Below are 16,960 nucleotides of genomic sequence, written 5' to 3'. Positions count from 1 at the left end.
CGTGGACAGGGCCGGCGTTACCGCGCGGCTCGCCACGCGCGCCCCGTCCGTGTGGCTCTTAGAGTTGAGCCCATGGCCGGTGCTCAATCCCCCCTGCCCCGCGACCGCCGCCGCGCCGAGTTGCGGGAGTTCCTGCGCAGCCGACGGGCGCGGGTCTCGCCCGCCGACGTCGGTATGCCGGACGGCGGACGGCGGCGCACACCGGGCCTGCGGCGCGAGGAGGTCGCGGTGCTGGCCGGAGTCGGGGTGTCCTGGTACACCTGGCTCGAACAGGGGCGCGACATCAAGGTGTCCGAGGAGGTCCTCGACGCGATCGCCCGGGCGCTGCTGCTCGACGCCGCCGAGCGTGCCCACCTGTACCTGCTGGCGGGGCTCAACCCGCCGCAGGTCTCCTCCACGGCCTCCGTTCCCGCCTCGCCCGAGGTGCTGCGGCTGCTGGAGTCCTGGCTGCCGCGTCCCGGCTATGTCCGCGACCGTCACTGGAACTTCACCGCGGTCAACGACGCGGCGCGCGCGGTGTTCGGCTACGGCGAGAGCGACCACAACTGCCTGGTCTCCTTCTTCACCAACGCCCGCTACCGCGTGCTGCACCGGCACTGGACCGAGACCGCGCCCGACGTGGCCGCCGCCTTCCGGGCCGACGCGGCGCGCTACCCGGACGATCGGGAGTTCGACCGCATCGCCGCCGACCTGACCGCGGTCAGCCCGGAGTTCGCCGACCTGTGGGTGCGCCACGACGTGGCCGAGCACACCAGCGCGGTGAAGGCCGTCGATCATCCTGAGGCCGGGACGCTGATCTTCGATGCCACGCTGCTGCCGCTGCCCGAGCATCCCGGGCACCACCTGATCCTGCACAATCCCCGGCCGGGCACCGACACCCTCCAGCGGCTGGAGAAGCTGATGCGCGAGCGCAGCCTGGTGGTGACACACCCAGGATGAGCGAACACTGCCGAGTCCGCCCCCGCGACCGCAGGATCGTGCCATGAGCAGCAGCGACAGGCGGATGAAGGCAGTGACCATTCCGGAGTTCGGCGGAGCCGAGGTGCTCCGCGTCGACGAGGTGGCGATCCCCGAGCCCGGCCCGGGCGAGGTCTCCATCGACGTGGCGTACGCCGGCGCGAACTTCGCCGAGATCCTCTACCGGCGCGGCGTGGTGGACGTGCCGCTTCCCTTCGTGCCGGGGATCGAGGTCGCGGGCCGGATCCGCGCCGTCGGCCCCGGCGTCGAGGACCTGGCGGCCGGTCAGCCGGTGGCCGCGCTGACGATCGTCGACGGCGGCGGCTACGCCGAGGTGGTGGTCACCTCCGCCGCCCTGGTCGCTCCGCTGGACGGCCTGGACCTCGAGCCGGCCGTCGCCGCGGCGCTGCCGTCGAACAGCACCACCGCCTTCCTCGTGCTCGATCGGGTGGCGCGTATCGAGCCCGGAGAGAGCGTCCTGGTCCACGCCGCGGCCGGCGGCGTGGGCAGCCAACTGGGCCAGGCCGCCCGCCTGCTGGGCGCGGGCCGTGTGGTGGGCACGGTCGGCGGCCAGGCCAAGATCGAGACCGCCAGGAGCTTCGGCTACGACGAGGTGATCCTCCGCGACCGGCTCGCCGACGCCGGAGAGTTCGACATCGTGGTCGACATGGTCGGCGGCCCGGCTCGCCGTGCGAGCCTGGAACGGCTGGCGCCCATGGGACGCCTGGTGGTGATGGGCAACGCGTCGGGCGCCGAGGACGTCGGCGTCCCGGCCAACGAACTGTGGTTCGCCAACAAGACCGTCTCCGGGTTCAACCTGGCGGCGTTCTCCGCGGCCTTCCCCGAGGAGGCGGGCCGGGCGCTGCGCCGCGCGGTGGAGGCCGCCGCGAAGGGGACCCTGCGGGTGCGGGTCGAGGCGCTGCCGCTGGAAAGGGCGGCCGAGGCACACCGCCGCATCGAGTCGGGGGCGACCACCGGCAAGCTGGCGCTCCAGGTCGCGACGCCCTGATCCGCGTCCGGCCTCGCTCAGCGGATGCGGCGGATGAGGCCCGCCGCCACGCGGCCCACGATGAGGTACACGACGGCCGCGATTCCGTAGTTGACGAGGACCCCTACACGTTCGTCCTTGGGCACGAACATGTCGCGGAATCGCCACGCGAACCAGTCCGCCCAGTCGTTCACCGTTCGGACGATCGAGTTGTCGCGATTCGCGGAGAAAACCACGAACGCGATGTGCAGGGCGAGAAGCACGCAAATGATCATTGCGAGGATTCGGACGAGGTCGGCCGCCGTGCCGGACGCGCGACGCACGCCCGTACGCAGGGATTCGCCGTCGCGTGAGCGGTGCCCCGGCCCTCGATGCGTGGTGGTGGCGGGCTCCGTCCGGGCCGCCGGATCCGATCTCCCGGCGCCGCCGGACTCCGCATTGTCCGCCTTAGTCGTCTTTTCTGATTCTTCCTGCCTTTTCGTCATATGCATTTCCTACTCGGGGGAGCGATCTGCCGGTGACGTGGTTTGGATGATCGGCACTGGGTATATCCGCATCGCGTTAACCGTTGTTTCGGGCTCGTTCTAATGCGAGTTCCGCCGGTGACGAAATCCATAGATCCAGATTTCGCGCAGACTCCGCGCCCTCCCACTCGGATCCCGTCGCATCGCCACTGCCGGGAGGGCGCGGGCACGCGGTCCCCGGGGCCGTACGTACCCTGGGGGCCGTGATCTCCGTGGGCTTCGACCTGGACCTGACTCTCGCCGACACCCGGAAGGGTATCGCCGCCGCCTTTGTCGCACTCTCCGAGCGCACCGGCGTTCCGATCGACACCGCCGCCGTCGTGTCCCGGCTCGGACCACCGCTGGAGATGGAGCTGGCGAACTGGTTCCCCGCCGAGCGCGTGGACGAGATGGCCACGATCTACCGAGGCTTCTACGGCGAGATCGCCGTGCCCGCGACGGTCACCATGCCCGGCGCCGCCGAGGCCGTCGACGCGGTAAAGGCGTGCGGCGGGCGCGTCATCGTCGTCACCGCCAAGAACCAGGTGCACGCCGAGGAGACCGTACGGGTCCTCGGCCTGAAGGTCGACGAGGTGGCGGGGGGACTGTTCAGTGCCGCCAAGGGGACGGCACTGAGCCGTTTCGGTGCCACCGCGTACGTGGGCGATCACGTCGCCGACGTCGACGCCGCCCGGGCGGCCGGAGCGCGCAGCGTGGCCGTCGCCACCGGCCCGTACGACGCGGAGGCGCTTCTGGCGTACGGAGCCGATATCGTGTTGCCCGATTTGCGGGTTTTCCCGGAGACTTTGACCGAACTGATCAACCCAGGCCCCTCGTCGAGGCAATAACCTTGATATGGCCTGTCCGGACAAGAGCTAGCAACGAGGTCACCTGTGCCCAGTGGCAAGGTCAAGTGGTACAACGCCGACAAGGGGTTCGGCTTTCTCACCCGTGACGACGGCGGTGAGGTCTTCGTGCATTCCTCCGCCCTGCCCGCGGGGACCGACTCGCTCAAGCCCGGTCAGCGCGTGGAGTTCGGCGTCGTCGAGGGCCGCAAGGGCCAGCAGGCACTGAGCGTACGCACGATCGACGCGCCGCCCTCGGTCGTCAAGTCCAAGCGCAAGAAGCCCGACGAGATGGTCATCCTCGTCGAGGACCTCATCAAGCTGCTCGAGGGCGTCTCCACCACCTACCGCCGGGGCAAGCACCCCGACAGCAAGATGGCCAGGAAGATCGGCGAGGTGCTGCGCGCGGTCGCCGACGACTTCGACCAGCACTGACCTCCCGGCGCCGGCGCACCGCGGTCCCTGCGCGGGTCGGGGCGGGTTCCCCGCCTGCGCGGTGACCGGTGGCGCGCTCAGGCCGCGGTGTCGGCCACGGTCGGCTCGCCCTCCGTACGGTCGCCTCCGTGGCGGCGCGCGCTGCGGCGGGCCGCCCGCCGGTAGATGAGCATGACCAGCGTGGCGGCCAGGGCGGCGGCGACGATCGCCAGGGCGAGGTGGCCGTTCGAGGCGATGATCGACATGCCCAGGCCGGCCAGGCCGCCGAGCACCCACACGAGCTGATGGATCGTCTCCGACACGGCGAACGTGGAGGAACGGACCTCCTCGCCGATCTCGCGCTGGACGATCGCGTCGAGGCCGAGCTTGCCGAGCGACTGGCCGAGCGCGCCCACGAACGCGACCACGAGCGCCGCCACGAGGCCGAAGAACACCGCGCACACCGCGGCCGTCACCGTCGCGAACGCGAGCGTGCTGAACACGATGCCCACCGGCGCGCGCGCCTTGAGCAGCGCGCCCATGGCCGTGCCCACGAGCCCGCCGGCCCCGGCGGAGGCGGCCAGCATGCCGAGCGCGATGTTGGGCGAGACCGGGTGCACGAACTCCTTGGTGCGCAGCAGGAACGCCAGGTACAGGATCAGGAAGCCCGACAGCGCCCGCAGCGCGGCGTTGGCGCGTATCGCCTCGCCGACGACCGGGCCGACGCGCAGCAGCGTGCGCCAGCGGCCGGCCGTGTCCGCACCGGCCTGGGCGGGAGCGTCCTCCGCGTCGGGGGCGGGCTCGGCCTCGGGGGTGTCGACGTGGGAGGGCAGCCGGATGCCGAGGACCGCCCCGGCGAGGAACACGACCGTGGCGATGCGCAGCGCCCAGCCCGCGTTGGTGATCGCGACCAGCCCGGCGCCGAGCGGCGCGGTGATCGACGCGGCGACGAGGCCGCAGAAGGACGCGCGGGCGTTGGCCGTGACCAGATTGAGATCTTCGGGCAGCACGCGCGGCGTCACGGCGCTCCGGGAGACGCCGAAGGCCTTGGACAGCACCAGCGCGCCGAACGCGGCCGGGAGCAGGGTCAGCGGGTCCTTGTGCAGGACGGCTCCGGCCATGCCCCAGCACAACAGGCCGCGGGCGAGCATCGTGCCGGCGATGGCGATGCGCCGCGCGTGACGCATGTGGTCGAGCGCGGGCCCGATGAGCGGCGCGACCAGGGCGAACGGGGCCATCGTGACCAGGAGATACAGCGCCACCTGGCCTTGTGCCTGCTTGACGTCGAGGTTGAAGAACATGGTGCCCGCGAGGGCCACCGCGATCAGAGCGTCGCCGGCGCTGTTGACCGCGCCCAGCTCGATCAGGTTGCCCAGCCCCGTCCGGCCGGCGCCGCCGGCGTGGGTGGCGCGGCGTGTCGTACGCCCGATGCTCCGGGTCATCGTGCGCACCGCCCGTCCGGCGCCTCCCGCCCGTGACCGCAAACTCATGACGTAAGTCTGCCTCTTCGGGGCAAACCCATGCCCCTGTATGGGCGACAATCGTTTATGTGAGTCCAGTGCGTTCCAGCAGCCCGGCCGCCGCGAGGCGAAGCCGTACACCCGTGGTCGACGCGGCTGCGGCAGCAGCCGTCGACCTGGCCCGCGCCGCGGCCGCGGAGACCTCGGTTCCGGAGTACGTCGGTGATCACCTTGGTCTGCTACCCGAAGGCGACCGGGTCGTCACCCACTATTTCGCCTGCCTGGATCCGGCGTACCGTGGGTGGCGCTGGGCCGTCTCGGTCGTCCGAGCCGCGCGCGCCAAGAACGTCACGGTGAGCGAGAGCGTGCTGCTTCCGGGCGACGACGCGATGCTCGCGCCGGCCTGGGTGCCCTGGAGCGACCGGCTGCGCCCCGGTGACCTGGGCCCGGGCGACCTGCTGCCCACCCAGGCGGACGACGATCGGCTCGTGCCCGGGTTCACCGACGTGTCGGGCACCTCGGGCGAGACCGACGAGGAGCTGTTCTGGGAGCTCGGCCTCGGCCGCCACCGGGTGCTGTCCGCCGAGGGGCGCGACCGGGCCGCGGCCCGCTGGCACTCCGGCGACGCCGGTCCGGCGACACCGATGGCCCGCTCCGCACCGGCGCACTGCGCCACCTGCGGCTTCTTCGTGCCGCTGGCGGGCTCGATGCGGCAGGCGTTCGGGGTGTGCGCCAACGAGTACGCCCCCGACGACGGCAAGGTCGTGTCCCTCGACCACGGGTGCGGCGCGCACTCGGAGGCCGTCGTGATGCCGGCCGCGGCCGAGTCGGCGCCGCCGATCGTGGACGAGATGGGCTACGACGTCATGCCCTCCGCGTCGCTCACCGACGAAGAGGCCCTGGGCCACAGCTGAGCCCACGGGCGGGGCCGTCTCACGGCGGGGCCGTGAGACGGGCCGCGGACACCCGCCCGCGCCATGGGGCGGCGGGCGGTGAAAGGCGCGCGATGGAGGATCCGTACGGCACCGCCGCGATCCGGGCCCGGGTCCTGGCGGCCTGGTCGGCGTCCCCGGCCCGCTTCCGCGAGGACGCGAATACCGAGGAGGACCACGCCCGCGGCGGCTACCGCGACCGCGTGGTGGTGGAGCTCGCGCAGAACGCCGCCGACGCGGCGCTGCGCGCCGGGGTTCCCGGGCGGATCCGGTTCACTCTGCGCGACGGGGTGCTGGCGGCCGCGAACACCGGTGCCCCGCTGGACGCCGCCGGCGTCGAGGCGCTGAGCACGCTCCGGGCGTCGGCCAAGCGCGACGAGACCGGGTCGGCGGGCCGCTTCGGCGTCGGCTTCGCGGCCGTCGTCGCGGTCAGCGACGAGCCGTCGATCATCTCCCGCGGCCTCGACGGGGCCGTCCGTGGCGTCGCCTGGTCGGCGGCCGGCACGCGCCGCGAGGTCGCGGCCGTCCCCGAGCTGAAGGACGAACTCGACCGGCGCGGCGGCGACGTGCCGGTGCTCCGCCTCCCGTGGCCCGCCGACAGCACGGGCCTCCTTGAGGGCGCGGGCGCGGGCCCGCGCGAGGGCGACGGTGCGGACCCGCCCGGGGTTGACGCGACGAGCCTGCCGGAGGGCTACGACACCGTTGTGCGGCTTCCGCTGCGTGACGCCGCCGCCGAGACCCTCGTACGGCGGCTGCTCGACGAGGCCGGGCCCGCGCTCCTGCTCGCCCTGCCCGCCCTCGCCGAGGTCGTCATCGACGCCGGGGAGCCCCGTACGCTCACCGCGACCTGGCACCCGGGCGGGGAACGGCGCGGCGTGACGACCGGCACGGTGACCATCGACGGGCGTACCTGGCACACAGCGGAGGCGCGCGGCACCGCCGACGCGGCCCTGCTCGCCGACCGGCCCGTGGAGGAGCGGGCCGGCTGGCAGATTCGCTGGGCCGTGCCCGACGGCGAGCTCCCCGCAGGGGTCCCGGCCGTGATCCACGCCCCGACGCCCAGCGACGAACCGCTCGGCCTGCCCGCGCTGCTGCTCGCGAGCTTCCCGCTCGCGCCGGACCGGCGGCACGTCGCGCCCGGTCCGCTCACCGACTTCCTGGTCGAACGCGCGGCCGAGATCTATCCGGTGCTGCTGCCGCCGACGCCCCGGCTGCTCGACCTCGTCCCCGGGCCGGTCGCCAAGGGTGAGCTGGACGCGCGGCTCCGCCGTGCCGTCCTCGCGCGACTGCCGGACACCCCGCTGCTGCCCGTGCCCGCACGGCCGTCCGAGGGCGGCCACATCGTCGGCGACGACCCCGCCGAGCTCGCCTTCGGCCTGGAGGAGGAGGCCGTCCTCGTCCGCGGCCGGGACACGGCCGTCGTGGACGGCCCCGCCGCGCTGCCGGACGTCCTCGCCGAGGTCGTGCCCGGCCTGCTGCCCGCCGACTGGCCGGCGCGGCATCCGGCGCTCGCCGCGCTCGGCGTACGGCGCCTGAGCGTCGCCGACGTGGTCGACGCGCTCGTCGGGGTGGACGCCGGATCCGGCGACCCCGCGTGGTGGCGGCGGCTGTACGCCGCGCTGGAGGGCGCCGACCGCGAGGCGCTGACCGGGCTGCCGGTGCCGCTCGCCGACGGCCGTACGGTGCGCGGCCCGCGCGGGCTGCTCGTCACGGACCCGGACGGGCTCGACGCGCTCGGCCTGCGGATCGTCCACCCGGACGCCGCGCACCCGCTGCTGCTCCGGCTCGGCGCGGTGGAGGCCGGGCCGCGCGCCGTCCTCACCGACCCCGCGACCCGCGCGGCGGTGGCCGCCTCGTACGACGAGGAGGACCCCGAGCCGATCTGGACCGCCGTCCTGACGCTCGTCGCCCGTTCCCACCTGCGGCCCGGGGAGGAACCGTGGCTGGCGGAGCTGGCGCTGCCGGGCGAGGACGGCGAGCCGTACCCGGCCGGGGAGCTTCTGCTGCCCGGCGCCCCGCTGGCCGGCGTGGTGGCCGAGGACGCGCCGTTCGGCGTCGTGGACGCCGGCCTGGTCCAACGCCACGGCGCCGAGACGCTCGAGGCCACGGGCGTGCTGCGCACCTTCGCGCTCGTCCGCGACGAGGACGTCATCGAGCCCGAGCACGACCTCGACGGTGAGGAGGAGTGGGCGGACGAGCTCGGGGAGGGCTTCGTGGTGCCCGAGTTCACCGCGGTGCGCGACCTGGAGTTCGTGGCCGACTGGCCGGGGGCGTTCGCGCTGCTGGCGGAGCCGCCGCTGCGCGCCGCGGTCACCGAACCCGCACGCGTGATCCTCGCGGACGGGCGGACCTCCACGGTCCCGTCGTACACCGCGTGGTGGCTGCGGCGGCATCCGGTCCTGGACGGGCGGCGGCCCGGCGAGCTGTGCCTGCCGGGCGATCTGGAGGACCTGTACGACCTGGCGCCGCCGGGCCTGGACCCGGAACTGCTGCGGGCGCTCGGCGTCCGGACGACGCTCTCCGCGCTGCTCGACGAGCCGGACGGCGCGGCCGAACTGCTCGACCGGCTGGCCGACCCCGCGCGTACGGTCTCGCGTGAGCGGCTGCGCGACCTGTGGCGCGCCCTGTGCGCGGCCGATCTGGACGTGCCGGCGCCGGCGGAGGTCCGCGCGTTCGTGGACGGCGAGCCGGAGGTGGTGCCGGCGGGAGACGTGATCGTCGTGGACCGGCCCGACCTGCTGCCGCTGCTGACGGGGCAGCCGCTGCTGTTCGTGCCGGTCGAGGTCGCCGACGCGCTGGAGCTGGCCCTGGGGAGCGAGGAGGTGCCGGGCTCGATCGAGTCGGCGGGCACTCCCCGGCCGGTGCCGGACGTCCTGCGCGCGGTCCTGCCGGAGGCGCCCGAGACGTACGTGTGCCACGAGAAGCTCGTGGTCGACGGTGTCGCGGTGCCGTGGTGGTACGACGCGGGCACGGTCCACGCGAGCGACCCGGCGGGCCTGGCGAGGGGCACGGCGTGGGCGTGCGGCCGCTGGAGCGACCGCCTGCTCGCCGAGGCGGCGCTGCGCGACCCGGACGCCCTGCCCACCCTGCTGGCCGAGGCCGAGCTATGACGGTGGGACGGCCGTGGCCGCGTTACGGCGCCGACCTCACGAGTCGGCGGACGCCTGCGATGCCGGCAGTTCGTGCTCGTACACCGGCTTGCCCAGCCGCTTGACCGCCAGGGTCTCCGCGCGGCTCTGTGCCCCGCCTCCTACACGGACGAGCACGTCGATGCCGCGTACGAACGTGTCGCTCTCGTCTCCCCAGTTGTCGCCGACGATGCGGACCCTGTCGACGGTGGACCATGCGAAGTCGACGGCCCGCCCGCTGTCCACCGCCTCGGCGAGCCAGTGCTCCCCGGCCTCTTCATAAGCGAGCTTGGGAATTCCCATTTTCGTCAGCCCGGATATCACCGTCAGATCGTGGTCCGGGTGATCCTTCCTGACGGCCGCGTAGGCCTTCCTCAGGAGCCGTCGCGCCTCGTCCTCATCGAACCGCTGGCCGCTGTAGCCGACGACTCCCACGCGGAGGCGCGGTTTGCCACCGCGTTCGAGAATCTCCAGAGATGCCTCGGGCGATCTGAAGAGTTGCCGCGTGCATTCGAGCACGCCCAAGCCGCCTTTGACGAACTGCTGTCCGATCGCCATTCCCCGCTCCCGTGGACGTCGCCGCGCCGCTGATCCGCACGGCCGTAGATTCCCACACGGACGCCCTGCCCACCCTGCGGGCCGACGCGGAGCCCTGTCGCGCGCGGCCCTAGGAGTCCGCGGCGCGCTTGGCGGCGTGGCGTTCGGCCGCCGCGGCGCGGCTGCGCTGCAGGCGCGGGATGTACCAGCAGCCGAACACTCCCATGAGGAAGCCGACGAGGCAGACCCAGCGCCACCAGTGGTGGTCCGGCGCCAGCGGCACGATCAGCAGGATCACGAACGCCACCGCGAAGGCCGCCGCCCCGATGGCCGAGACGACGACTTCGTTGGTCTCCATCGGGGGCGGGTCCGGTTGCCGCGTCATGAGATCAGCGTATCGGCCGCCCGGTATCAGGGGCAGAGCCGCAGATCACGTCGCGAAGGTCTTCCGTCCGCATTGTCTGGTCTGTCACTCTGCGTACGTCATTTTTCGACTCGGGGCCCTGGACTAGGAGAGAGAAGGACGTGACGACGACGACAGTGGCCGCCGAGCCGCGGAACGGCCTGGATCGATATTTCAAGATCACCGAACGCGGCTCCACCGTCGGTCGGGAGATCCGTGGTGGTCTGGCGACGTTCTTCACCATGGCGTACATCGTCGTGCTGAATCCGTTGATCATCGGGACCGTGCCGGACAAGACCGGTGCGGTGCTCGGCATCCCCAAGGTCGCGGCCGCCACCGCGCTCGTGGCGGGTGTGATGACGATCCTCATGGGCGTGGCGGGGCGGTTCCCGCTGGCGATCGCGACCGGGCTCGGCCTGAACGCCTTCGTCGCCGCGACGCTGGCCCCGGCGATGACCTGGCCCGAGGCGATGGGCCTCGTGGTGGTCGAGGGCATCGTCATCGCCATCCTGGTGCTCACCGGCTTCCGCACGGCGATCTTCCGGGCGGTGCCGGAGGGGCTGAAGGCGGCCATCGGCGTGGGCATCGGGCTGTTCATCGCGCTGATCGGCTTCGTGGACGGCGGCTTCGTCCGCCGCGTGCCGAACGAGGCGAACACGACCGTCCCGGTGCAGCTGGGCATCTCCAACAACCTGCAGAGCTGGCCGGCGCTGGTGTTCGTGCTCGGCCTGCTCGTCACCGCGGTGCTCGTCGCCCGGCGGGTCAAGGGCGCCATCCTCATCGGCATCATCGGCACGACGATCCTGGCGATCATCGTCGAGGCCCTGGCCCACGCCGGCCCGACCGTCGTCAAGCCGGGCGTGGTCAACCCCAAGGGCTGGAGCCTGAACGTTCCGAAGCTGCCCGGCATCCACCACATCGCCGGCACGCCGGACCTGTCGCTGGTCGGCCACTTCACCCTGTACGGGGCGTTCGCCCGCGTCGGCGTGCTGGCCGCGATCCTGTTCGCGTTCACCCTGGTGCTGGCCGACTTCTTCGACGCCATGGGTACGGTCGTCGGAATCGGCAGCGAGGCCGGGCTGCTCGACGAACGCGGCGCGCCGCCGAACATCGGGACCATCCTGTTCGTGGACGGCCTCGCGGCGGTGGCGGGCGGCGCCGGGTCGGTGTCGTCGGCGACCGGCTACGTGGAGTCGGCGGCCGGCGTCGGCGAGGGCGCCCGTACGGGCCTGGCGAACGTGGTCACCGGGGTGCTGTTCCTGGTGGCGATGTTCCTGGCGCCGATCGTGCAGATCGTGCCGTTCGAGGCGGCGACCCCGGCGCTGGTCGTGGTCGGCTTCCTGATGATGAGCCAGATCCGGCGCATCGACTTCTCCGACTACGAGATCGCCATTCCGGCCTTCCTGACCATGGTCATCATGCCGTTCACGTACTCCATCACGAACGGAATGGGCGCCGGCTTCATCTCGTACGTCGTCATCAAGACCGTCCGCGGTCGGGCCCGCGAGGTGCACCCGCTGCTGTGGCTGGTGGCGGCCCTGTTCGTGGCCTACTACGCCATCGTGCCCATCAAGGCGATCCTCGGCGTGAGCTGAGCCGGAGCCGCCGCCGCCGAAACGCGCAGCGGGGCGCCCGGCCCCGCTGCGCGGGTCCTAGACCGTGACGACGAGCTTCTGCGCGGAGACGCCGTCTCGGAGCCGCCGCAGCGCGTCGGGGATGCGGGCGAGCCCGTCCCCGACGACCGTCGCGTCCGGCGCGGCGCGGTAGGCGCCGGTGGCGAGCGCGGCCGGGAGGAAGTCGACGTAGATCGCCGGCCCGACCTCGTTGTCCTTAAGAGTGCCGCCCCAGATCCCGCTCACCCGTACCCCGGGTCGCCGTGCCCGCGGGCCCCGCAGCCGCGTGACCCGCTCGGGTTGCGCCGACGTGACGCGCCTGCTGCCCGTGGTCCGGTGTGCGATCGCGACCGACGGTGCGAGCGACCCGGTCCCGATCGCGAGCGTGCCGGCGAGCGGGCTGTCGCCGATCCGCTCCACGATCTCCTCGACGGCGGTGCGGCTGCGGCGGTCGACCGCCTCGGCCGCGCCCAGCGATCGGACGTAGTCGAAGTTGCGCGGTGACGCGGTCGCCACGACCCGGTAGCCGGCGTTGCGGGCGAGTTGGATGGCGTTGCTCCCGACGCTCGTCGAACCGCCCCACACGAGCACCGTCTCCGGCCGGTCGACGGGGTCGGCGCCGGGCATCGCCAGCCCGAGGTGGTTCTCCTGGAACAGGCCGGTCGCCGCGGTGGAGAGCGTCAGCGGCAGCACGGCCGCCTGCTCGAAGGACAGCGAGTCGGGGATGGGGGAGACCATGTGCTGCAGGAGCACGACGTAGTGCTGGAAGGCGCCCTCCGCCGCGCGGTTCTGCGACTTCTCGACGCCGAACGCGTGCCCGAGGACGCGGTCGCCCGGGCGCAGCCGCGTCACGCCGGGGCCGACCTCGACGACCTCGCCGGCGACGTCCGAGCCCACGACGGCCGGGAAGGTGAGCCAGGGCAGGACCACGCGGTACAGGAAGCGCGGTATGCCATCAACGGGGTTCACGGCGACCGCCCGTGCTCGCACGACGACCTCGTTCGCCGCCGGGTGCGTGTAGGGGGCGGGCCCCACCTCGAAGGGCGCGCCTCGTTTCCGCAGCCAAAGCGCGGTGTTCTGCTCGGTCATCTCCGGGTCTCTCTCCGCTGGGTGAGGGCCGCGTCGTCGGATCACGCGAGCCGCACCCGCAGACTAGACACCGTCTAGAATCTGGTCAATGTCTACTTTGGGAGTACCGTTGGAGCCGTGTCCGATCGGCCTTTCCACCACGGCAATCTCCGCGCCGTCCTGCTCGACCGGGCGGAGACGGTGCTTCGTGAGCGTGGGATCGACGCGCTGTCCCTCCGGGAGCTGGCGCGCGAGGCGGGCGTCAGTCACGGGGCCCCGCGGAGCCACTTCATCGATCGGAACGCGCTGCTCGACGCGCTGGCCGAACGCGGCTTCATCCGGCTCGGCGACGAGATCCGCGAGGCGGTCTCACATGCGCCCGGCGACCACGCACGCTCCCTTCGCGCGGCGGGCTCGGCGTATTTGAGGTTCGCCGTGCGGGAGCCGGCGCTGCTCGATCTCATGTTCGCCACGAAGGTGGACGGCCCCTCGGAGGCGGTCCGGACCGCCGCGGAGCGCCTGTTCGCCACCATGACCGGCATCATGGACGTGGGTGTGGAGGCGGGCGCGTACGACGCGGGCGACGTCAGCCGGCTGACGCTGCTGCTGTCCGCGACCACCCAGGGCATCTCGGCGCTCGTCACGTCCCGGCGGGTCACGACGGCCCAGGGTGAGGCGCTCATCGACGACGCGATCACCATCTTCCTCGCGGGGGCGTCGGCCGTACGGTAACGAGGCCGGGTCGGAGTACTAACCGGGAGCTATCCGACATACGCTTTGATCCATGGGGACGGGGCGGCGGAGACGCCGCTCTGTCCCCGTCTCAGACCAGGTCATCCCGGCCGTGACGAGCGCTGGGGCCGTCGCGTCCGGCCGAGGTGGCCGGCGTCGGGCGGCCCGGTGGTGCGCGGGAGCCCGCCCGGCGGTCAGGAGAGCGCGCCGTCGTCCCCACGGAGAAGGAGAGAGCCGAAGTCTTTCGTCTCGCTAACGAACTGGCGGAATAGACAATCGTCCTATATCGTTAGCAAGAGTAATGACTCCAGCTAATGAACATGCAAACGTCACAGACCAGAAGCCGTGCGGGCCTGGCGGCGGCCCTGCGCGTCTCGATCTCACGACTCTCACGCCGCATGCGCGCCGAGGGCGGTCACTCCTTGAGCGCCACGCAGATCGGAGCGCTCGGCGCGGTGGCCCGGCACGACGCCCTCACCCCTGGCGAGCTCGCCGCGCACGAAAAGGTGCAGCCGCCCTCGATGACCCGGACGATCGCGCGGCTGGAGGCGGACGGCCTGCTGACCCGCAGCCCGCACCCGACCGACCGGCGGCAGGTGGTGCTCAGTCTGACGGCGGCGGGCGACAAGCTGCTGAAGGAGGAGCGCCGGCGCAAGGAGGCCTGGCTGGCGCAGCGACTCGCGGAGCTGACGCCGGAGGAGCAGACCATTCTGCGGCAGGCGGCACCGATCCTGGAGAGGCTCAGCCACGGCTGAGCCTTTTCCGCTCCCTCCACAACCGCAACTACCGGCTGTTCTCGGCCGGCCAGGTCGTCTCCAACACCGGCACGTGGATGCAGCGCGTGGCCCAGGACTGGCTGGTCCTGAACCTCACCCACGGCAGCGGCACCGCGCTCGGCATCACGACCGGCCTGCAGTTCCTGCCGCTGCTGCTGTTCGGCCTGTACGGCGGCGTGATCGCCGACCGGTTCCCCAAGCGCCGGATCCTCATGATCACCCAGCTGGCGATGGGGATGCTCGCGCTGGTCCTGGGCGTCCTCGCGCTCACCGGCAGCGCGCAGGTGTGGCACGTGTACGCGCTCGCGTTCGGGCTGGGCGTGCTGACCGTGGTGGACAACCCCACGCGCCAGACGTTCGCGGTCGAGATGGTCGGACCCAACGACCTGTCCAACGCCATCGCCCTCAACAGCGCGATCTTCAACACGGCCCGCATCCTCGGCCCGGCCATCGCGGGCGTGCTGATCGCCGCGATCGGCACCGGCCCGGTCTTCATCGTCAACGCCGCCTCGTACCTGGCCGTGCTGCTCGGGCTCTACCTGATGCGCGACGAGGAGCTGTACATCCGGCCGCGCGTGCCGCGGGCCAAGGGCCAGCTGCGTGAGGGCCTGCGCTACGTCCGCGACCGCCGCGACCTCGTCATGCTGCTGATCGTCCTGTTCTTCGTCGCGGCGTTCGGCATGAACTTCCAGATGACGACCGCGCTGATGAGCCGGGAGGTCTTCCACAGCGGCGCCGGTTCGTTCGGCCTCGCCTCGACCATGCTCGCGGTCGGCGCCGTGTCCGGCTCGCTGCTGTCCGCCCGCCGCAAGCGGCCCCGCATGCGCCTCATGCTCATCGCCGCCGCCGCGTTCGGCGTGCTGGAGATCGTGAGCGGCGCGATGCCGACGTACATCCTGTTCCTCGTGGCGCTCATCCCGACCGGCGTCGCGCTGCTGACCTTCAACACGACCGCGAACGCCGTCATGCAGCTCAGCGTGCCGTCCTGGATGCGCGGGCGCGTGATGGGCCTGTACATGCTGGTCTTCGCCGGCAGCTCGCCGATCGGCGCGCCGCTCCTCGGCTGGCTCGCCGAGGTCTTCGGGCCGCGTTCGGGCCTGATCATCGGCGGCATCGTCTCCCTGGCCGCCGTGACGGTCGTCGTGGCGATCATGGCTCCGCGCTCGGCGCTGAACGCGCTACGGCCCCGTGTGGCCGAGACGGAGTGAGACCCTGATGGAGTGAGACTCTTCGTCGCGCTCATCCCGCCGGCACACGTGCTGGACGAGATCGCGGCGGCCTTCGCGCCGTACCGTGACTGGCCGCACCTGCGGTGGACCGGCCGGGACACCTGGCACGTGACGCTGGCCTTCTACGGCGAGGTCGACGAGCCGACCGCCGCGCGGCTGCGCCCCCGCCTCGAACGCGCCGCCGCGCGTCACCCCCGGCGGGAGCTGGCGTTCGCGGGCGCGGGGGCGTTCCCCAGGGCACGGTCGGCGCGCACCCTGTGGACCGGCATCCAGACCGACCTCCAGCGCCTGGCGGACTCGTGCCGGGCCGCCGGGCGCCGCGAGGGCATCGACACCGGCCGCGCCCTCCGCTTCCACCCGCACCTCACCGTCGCCCGTACGCGGGCGCCACGCGACCTCAGGGCGGTCGTGGAGGGGCTCGCGGCGTACGAGGGGACGCCGTGGACGGCCGGAGAGATCCACCTCGTCGAGAGTCACCTCGGCGGCGAGGTGCGGTACGAGACGCTCTGCCGCTGGCCGCTCAGGGACGCCAGGGCGAGCCGGTGATCCGCTCGTAGACCTCGGTGTAGCGGGCCTGGGTGGCCGCCACGACGTCGTCGGGGATCGGCGGGCCCGGAGGCGTACGGTCCCAGCCGGCCACCGACGAGGACCAGTCGCGGACGAACTGCTTGTCGAGCGAGTGCTGCGCACGGCCCGGCTCCCAGGCGTCGGCCGGCCAGAACCGGGAGGAGTCCGGCGTCAGCACCTCGTCGGCGAGCACGATCGTGCCGTCCGGGGCGCGTCCGAACTCCAGCTTGGTGTCGGCGATGATGACGCCGCGCTCACGGGCCAGGTCCGCGCCGCGCCGGTAGACCTCCAGCGTGAGGTCGCGCAGGCGCTCGGCGGTCTCGGCGCCGATCTCGCGCACCACGTCGTCGAAGGTGATGAACTCATCGTGCCCGGTCGTCGCCTTCGTGGTCGGGGTGAAGACGGGTTCGGGCAGCCGCGACGCCTCGACCAGCCCCGGCGGCAGCGGCACCCCCGACACGGTGCCCTGCTTCTCGTACTCCTTCAGCCCCAGCCCGGCCAGGTAGCCCCGGGCGATGAACTCGACCGGGAACATCTCCAGCCGCCGGCACCGGATCGCCCGTCCGGCCCACTCCGCCGGCACGTCCTCGGAGATCACATGGTTCGGCACCACGTCGGCAAGCCGATCGAACCACCACAGCGAAAGCTGGGTCAGGATCGCCCCCTTGCCCGGGATCGGGGTGGGCAGGACGACGTCGTAGACGCTCACCCGATCCGAAGCAACCAGAATCAGATCGTCACCGTCGGCGTAAACGTCCCGAACCTTGCCGGAGTGAACCAGCTCCATGTACCCCTCCACCGTGCGAAA

Annotated in this window: 17 protein-coding genes; 11 read left to right on the top strand and 6 right to left on the bottom strand. The window is 72.4% G+C overall.

Going from position 1 to position 16,960, the window contains the following annotated elements; genetic code table 11:
- Positions 1–72: 72 nt before the first annotated feature.
- Both ABEA10_RS07235 and ABEA10_RS07230 read left to right on the top strand, forming a co-directional pair.
- The gene (locus ABEA10_RS07235; RefSeq protein WP_345458959.1) at positions 73–939 is read left to right on the top strand and encodes a helix-turn-helix transcriptional regulator; all 867 of its coding nucleotides are present in this window, start codon (positions 73–75) and stop codon (positions 937–939) included.
- 43 nt (positions 940–982) lie between these two features.
- On the top strand, positions 983–1,966 hold the full coding sequence (locus ABEA10_RS07230; RefSeq protein WP_345458957.1) for a quinone oxidoreductase family protein: 984 nt from the start codon (positions 983–985) through the stop codon (positions 1,964–1,966).
- A 17-nt stretch (positions 1,967–1,983) separates the two neighbouring features.
- Here ABEA10_RS07230 and ABEA10_RS07225 read toward each other — a convergent pair whose 3' ends face one another.
- Positions 1,984–2,208 (bottom strand): hypothetical protein, encoded by a 225-nt coding sequence (locus tag ABEA10_RS07225; protein WP_345458955.1) that lies wholly within the window; start codon positions 2,206–2,208, stop codon positions 1,984–1,986.
- Between the two features lie 464 nt (positions 2,209–2,672).
- On the opposite strand from ABEA10_RS07225, the gene ABEA10_RS07220 reads away from it, so the two are divergent.
- Both ABEA10_RS07220 and ABEA10_RS07215 read left to right on the top strand, forming a co-directional pair.
- Positions 2,673–3,296 carry an HAD family hydrolase gene (locus tag ABEA10_RS07220; RefSeq protein WP_345458953.1) on the top strand — a complete coding sequence of 208 codons (624 nt, stop codon included), beginning with the start codon at positions 2,673–2,675 and terminating at the stop codon, positions 3,294–3,296.
- Between the two features lie 45 nt (positions 3,297–3,341).
- Positions 3,342–3,728 carry a cold-shock protein gene (locus ABEA10_RS07215; protein ID WP_329243577.1) on the top strand — a complete coding sequence of 129 codons (387 nt, stop codon included), beginning with the start codon at positions 3,342–3,344 and terminating at the stop codon, positions 3,726–3,728.
- Positions 3,729–3,805: 77 nt separating this feature from the next.
- On the opposite strand, the gene ABEA10_RS07210 is transcribed toward ABEA10_RS07215, so the two are convergent.
- Positions 3,806–5,197: an MFS transporter gene (locus ABEA10_RS07210; protein ID WP_345458950.1), complete on the bottom strand. Its 1,392-nt coding sequence runs from the start codon at positions 5,195–5,197 to the stop codon at positions 3,806–3,808.
- A gap of 59 nt (positions 5,198–5,256) precedes the next feature.
- Between ABEA10_RS07210 and ABEA10_RS07205 the strand changes: the two genes are divergently transcribed.
- Positions 5,257–6,081, top strand: coding sequence for a DUF3027 domain-containing protein (locus tag ABEA10_RS07205; RefSeq protein ID WP_345458948.1), 825 nt, complete (start codon positions 5,257–5,259; stop codon positions 6,079–6,081).
- A 92-nt stretch (positions 6,082–6,173) separates the two neighbouring features.
- Positions 6,174–9,209 carry a sacsin N-terminal ATP-binding-like domain-containing protein gene (locus ABEA10_RS07200; RefSeq protein ID WP_345458946.1) on the top strand — a complete coding sequence of 1,012 codons (3,036 nt, stop codon included), beginning with the start codon at positions 6,174–6,176 and terminating at the stop codon, positions 9,207–9,209.
- Positions 9,210–9,245: 36 nt separating this feature from the next.
- Here ABEA10_RS07200 and ABEA10_RS07195 read toward each other — a convergent pair whose 3' ends face one another.
- Positions 9,246–9,785: a hypothetical protein gene (locus tag ABEA10_RS07195; RefSeq protein ID WP_345458944.1), complete on the bottom strand. Its 540-nt coding sequence runs from the start codon at positions 9,783–9,785 to the stop codon at positions 9,246–9,248.
- 109 nt (positions 9,786–9,894) lie between these two features.
- On the bottom strand, positions 9,895–10,149 hold the full coding sequence (locus ABEA10_RS07190; RefSeq protein WP_345458942.1) for a DUF2530 domain-containing protein: 255 nt from the start codon (positions 10,147–10,149) through the stop codon (positions 9,895–9,897).
- A gap of 140 nt (positions 10,150–10,289) precedes the next feature.
- Here ABEA10_RS07190 and ABEA10_RS07185 point away from each other — a divergent pair, with 140 nt between their 5' ends.
- Entirely contained in the window at positions 10,290–11,762 is a 1,473-nt protein-coding gene (locus tag ABEA10_RS07185) for an NCS2 family permease (RefSeq protein ID WP_329243563.1), read from the top strand.
- 57 nt (positions 11,763–11,819) lie between these two features.
- Here the strand turns inward: ABEA10_RS07185 and ABEA10_RS07180 are convergent, their stop codons facing one another.
- On the bottom strand, positions 11,820–12,869 hold the full coding sequence (locus ABEA10_RS07180) for a zinc-binding alcohol dehydrogenase family protein (RefSeq protein WP_345458939.1): 1,050 nt from the start codon (positions 12,867–12,869) through the stop codon (positions 11,820–11,822).
- A gap of 117 nt (positions 12,870–12,986) precedes the next feature.
- On the opposite strand from ABEA10_RS07180, the gene ABEA10_RS07175 reads away from it, so the two are divergent.
- The 4 genes from ABEA10_RS07175 to thpR all read left to right on the top strand — a co-directional run bounded on the left by ABEA10_RS07175 (position 12,987) and on the right by thpR (position 16,131).
- A complete protein-coding gene (locus ABEA10_RS07175) occupies positions 12,987–13,580 on the top strand; it encodes a TetR/AcrR family transcriptional regulator (protein ID WP_345458937.1) in 594 nt (197 codons plus the stop codon).
- Between the two features lie 314 nt (positions 13,581–13,894).
- On the top strand, positions 13,895–14,335 hold the full coding sequence (locus tag ABEA10_RS07170) for a MarR family winged helix-turn-helix transcriptional regulator (protein ID WP_329263038.1): 441 nt from the start codon (positions 13,895–13,897) through the stop codon (positions 14,333–14,335).
- Positions 14,242–15,564 carry an MFS transporter gene (locus tag ABEA10_RS07165; protein ID WP_425550881.1) on the top strand — a complete coding sequence of 441 codons (1,323 nt, stop codon included), beginning with the start codon at positions 14,242–14,244 and terminating at the stop codon, positions 15,562–15,564. Before ABEA10_RS07170 ends, ABEA10_RS07165 begins: the two co-directional genes overlap by 94 nt.
- Before the next feature lie 12 nt (positions 15,565–15,576).
- Positions 15,577–16,131 (top strand): RNA 2',3'-cyclic phosphodiesterase, encoded by a 555-nt coding sequence (thpR, locus tag ABEA10_RS07160; protein WP_345458935.1) that lies wholly within the window; start codon positions 15,577–15,579, stop codon positions 16,129–16,131.
- On the opposite strand, the gene ABEA10_RS07155 is transcribed toward thpR, so the two are convergent.
- Positions 16,106–16,939: a phosphoribosylaminoimidazolesuccinocarboxamide synthase gene (locus tag ABEA10_RS07155; protein ID WP_329243552.1), complete on the bottom strand. Its 834-nt coding sequence runs from the start codon at positions 16,937–16,939 to the stop codon at positions 16,106–16,108. The two genes, thpR and ABEA10_RS07155, sit on opposite strands and share 26 nt — an antisense overlap.
- Positions 16,940–16,960 lie beyond the last annotated feature (21 nt).

It is taken from the genome of Actinoallomurus oryzae, assembly GCF_039541955.1.
Taxonomy (GTDB): Bacteria; Actinomycetota; Actinomycetes; order Streptosporangiales; family Streptosporangiaceae; genus Actinoallomurus; species Actinoallomurus oryzae.
Note: the sequence above shows the minus strand (reverse complement) of the source record. Positions and strands in the feature narration are given on the sequence as shown.

What these genes read in the sequence shown, in the direction of transcription:
- ABEA10_RS07235 (WP_345458959.1), top strand. Translation starts at nt 73, where the DNA reads ATGGCCGGTGCTCAATCCCCCCTGCCCCGCGACCGCCGCCGCGCCGAG.
- ABEA10_RS07230 (WP_345458957.1), top strand. Translation starts at nt 983, where the DNA reads ATGAGCAGCAGCGACAGGCGGATGAAGGCAGTGACCATTCCGGAGTTC.
- ABEA10_RS07210 (WP_345458950.1), bottom strand. Translation starts at nt 5,197, where the DNA reads ATGAGTTTGCGGTCACGGGCGGGAGGCGCCGGACGGGCGGTGCGCACG.
- ABEA10_RS07200 (WP_345458946.1), top strand. Translation starts at nt 6,174, where the DNA reads ATGGAGGATCCGTACGGCACCGCCGCGATCCGGGCCCGGGTCCTGGCG.
- ABEA10_RS07195 (WP_345458944.1), bottom strand. Translation starts at nt 9,785, where the DNA reads ATGGCGATCGGACAGCAGTTCGTCAAAGGCGGCTTGGGCGTGCTCGAA.
- ABEA10_RS07190 (WP_345458942.1), bottom strand. Translation starts at nt 10,149, where the DNA reads ATGACGCGGCAACCGGACCCGCCCCCGATGGAGACCAACGAAGTCGTC.
- ABEA10_RS07180 (WP_345458939.1), bottom strand. Translation starts at nt 12,869, where the DNA reads ATGACCGAGCAGAACACCGCGCTTTGGCTGCGGAAACGAGGCGCGCCC.
- ABEA10_RS07170 (WP_329263038.1), top strand. Translation starts at nt 13,895, where the DNA reads ATGAACATGCAAACGTCACAGACCAGAAGCCGTGCGGGCCTGGCGGCG.
- ABEA10_RS07155 (WP_329243552.1), bottom strand. Translation starts at nt 16,939, where the DNA reads ATGGAGCTGGTTCACTCCGGCAAGGTTCGGGACGTTTACGCCGACGGT.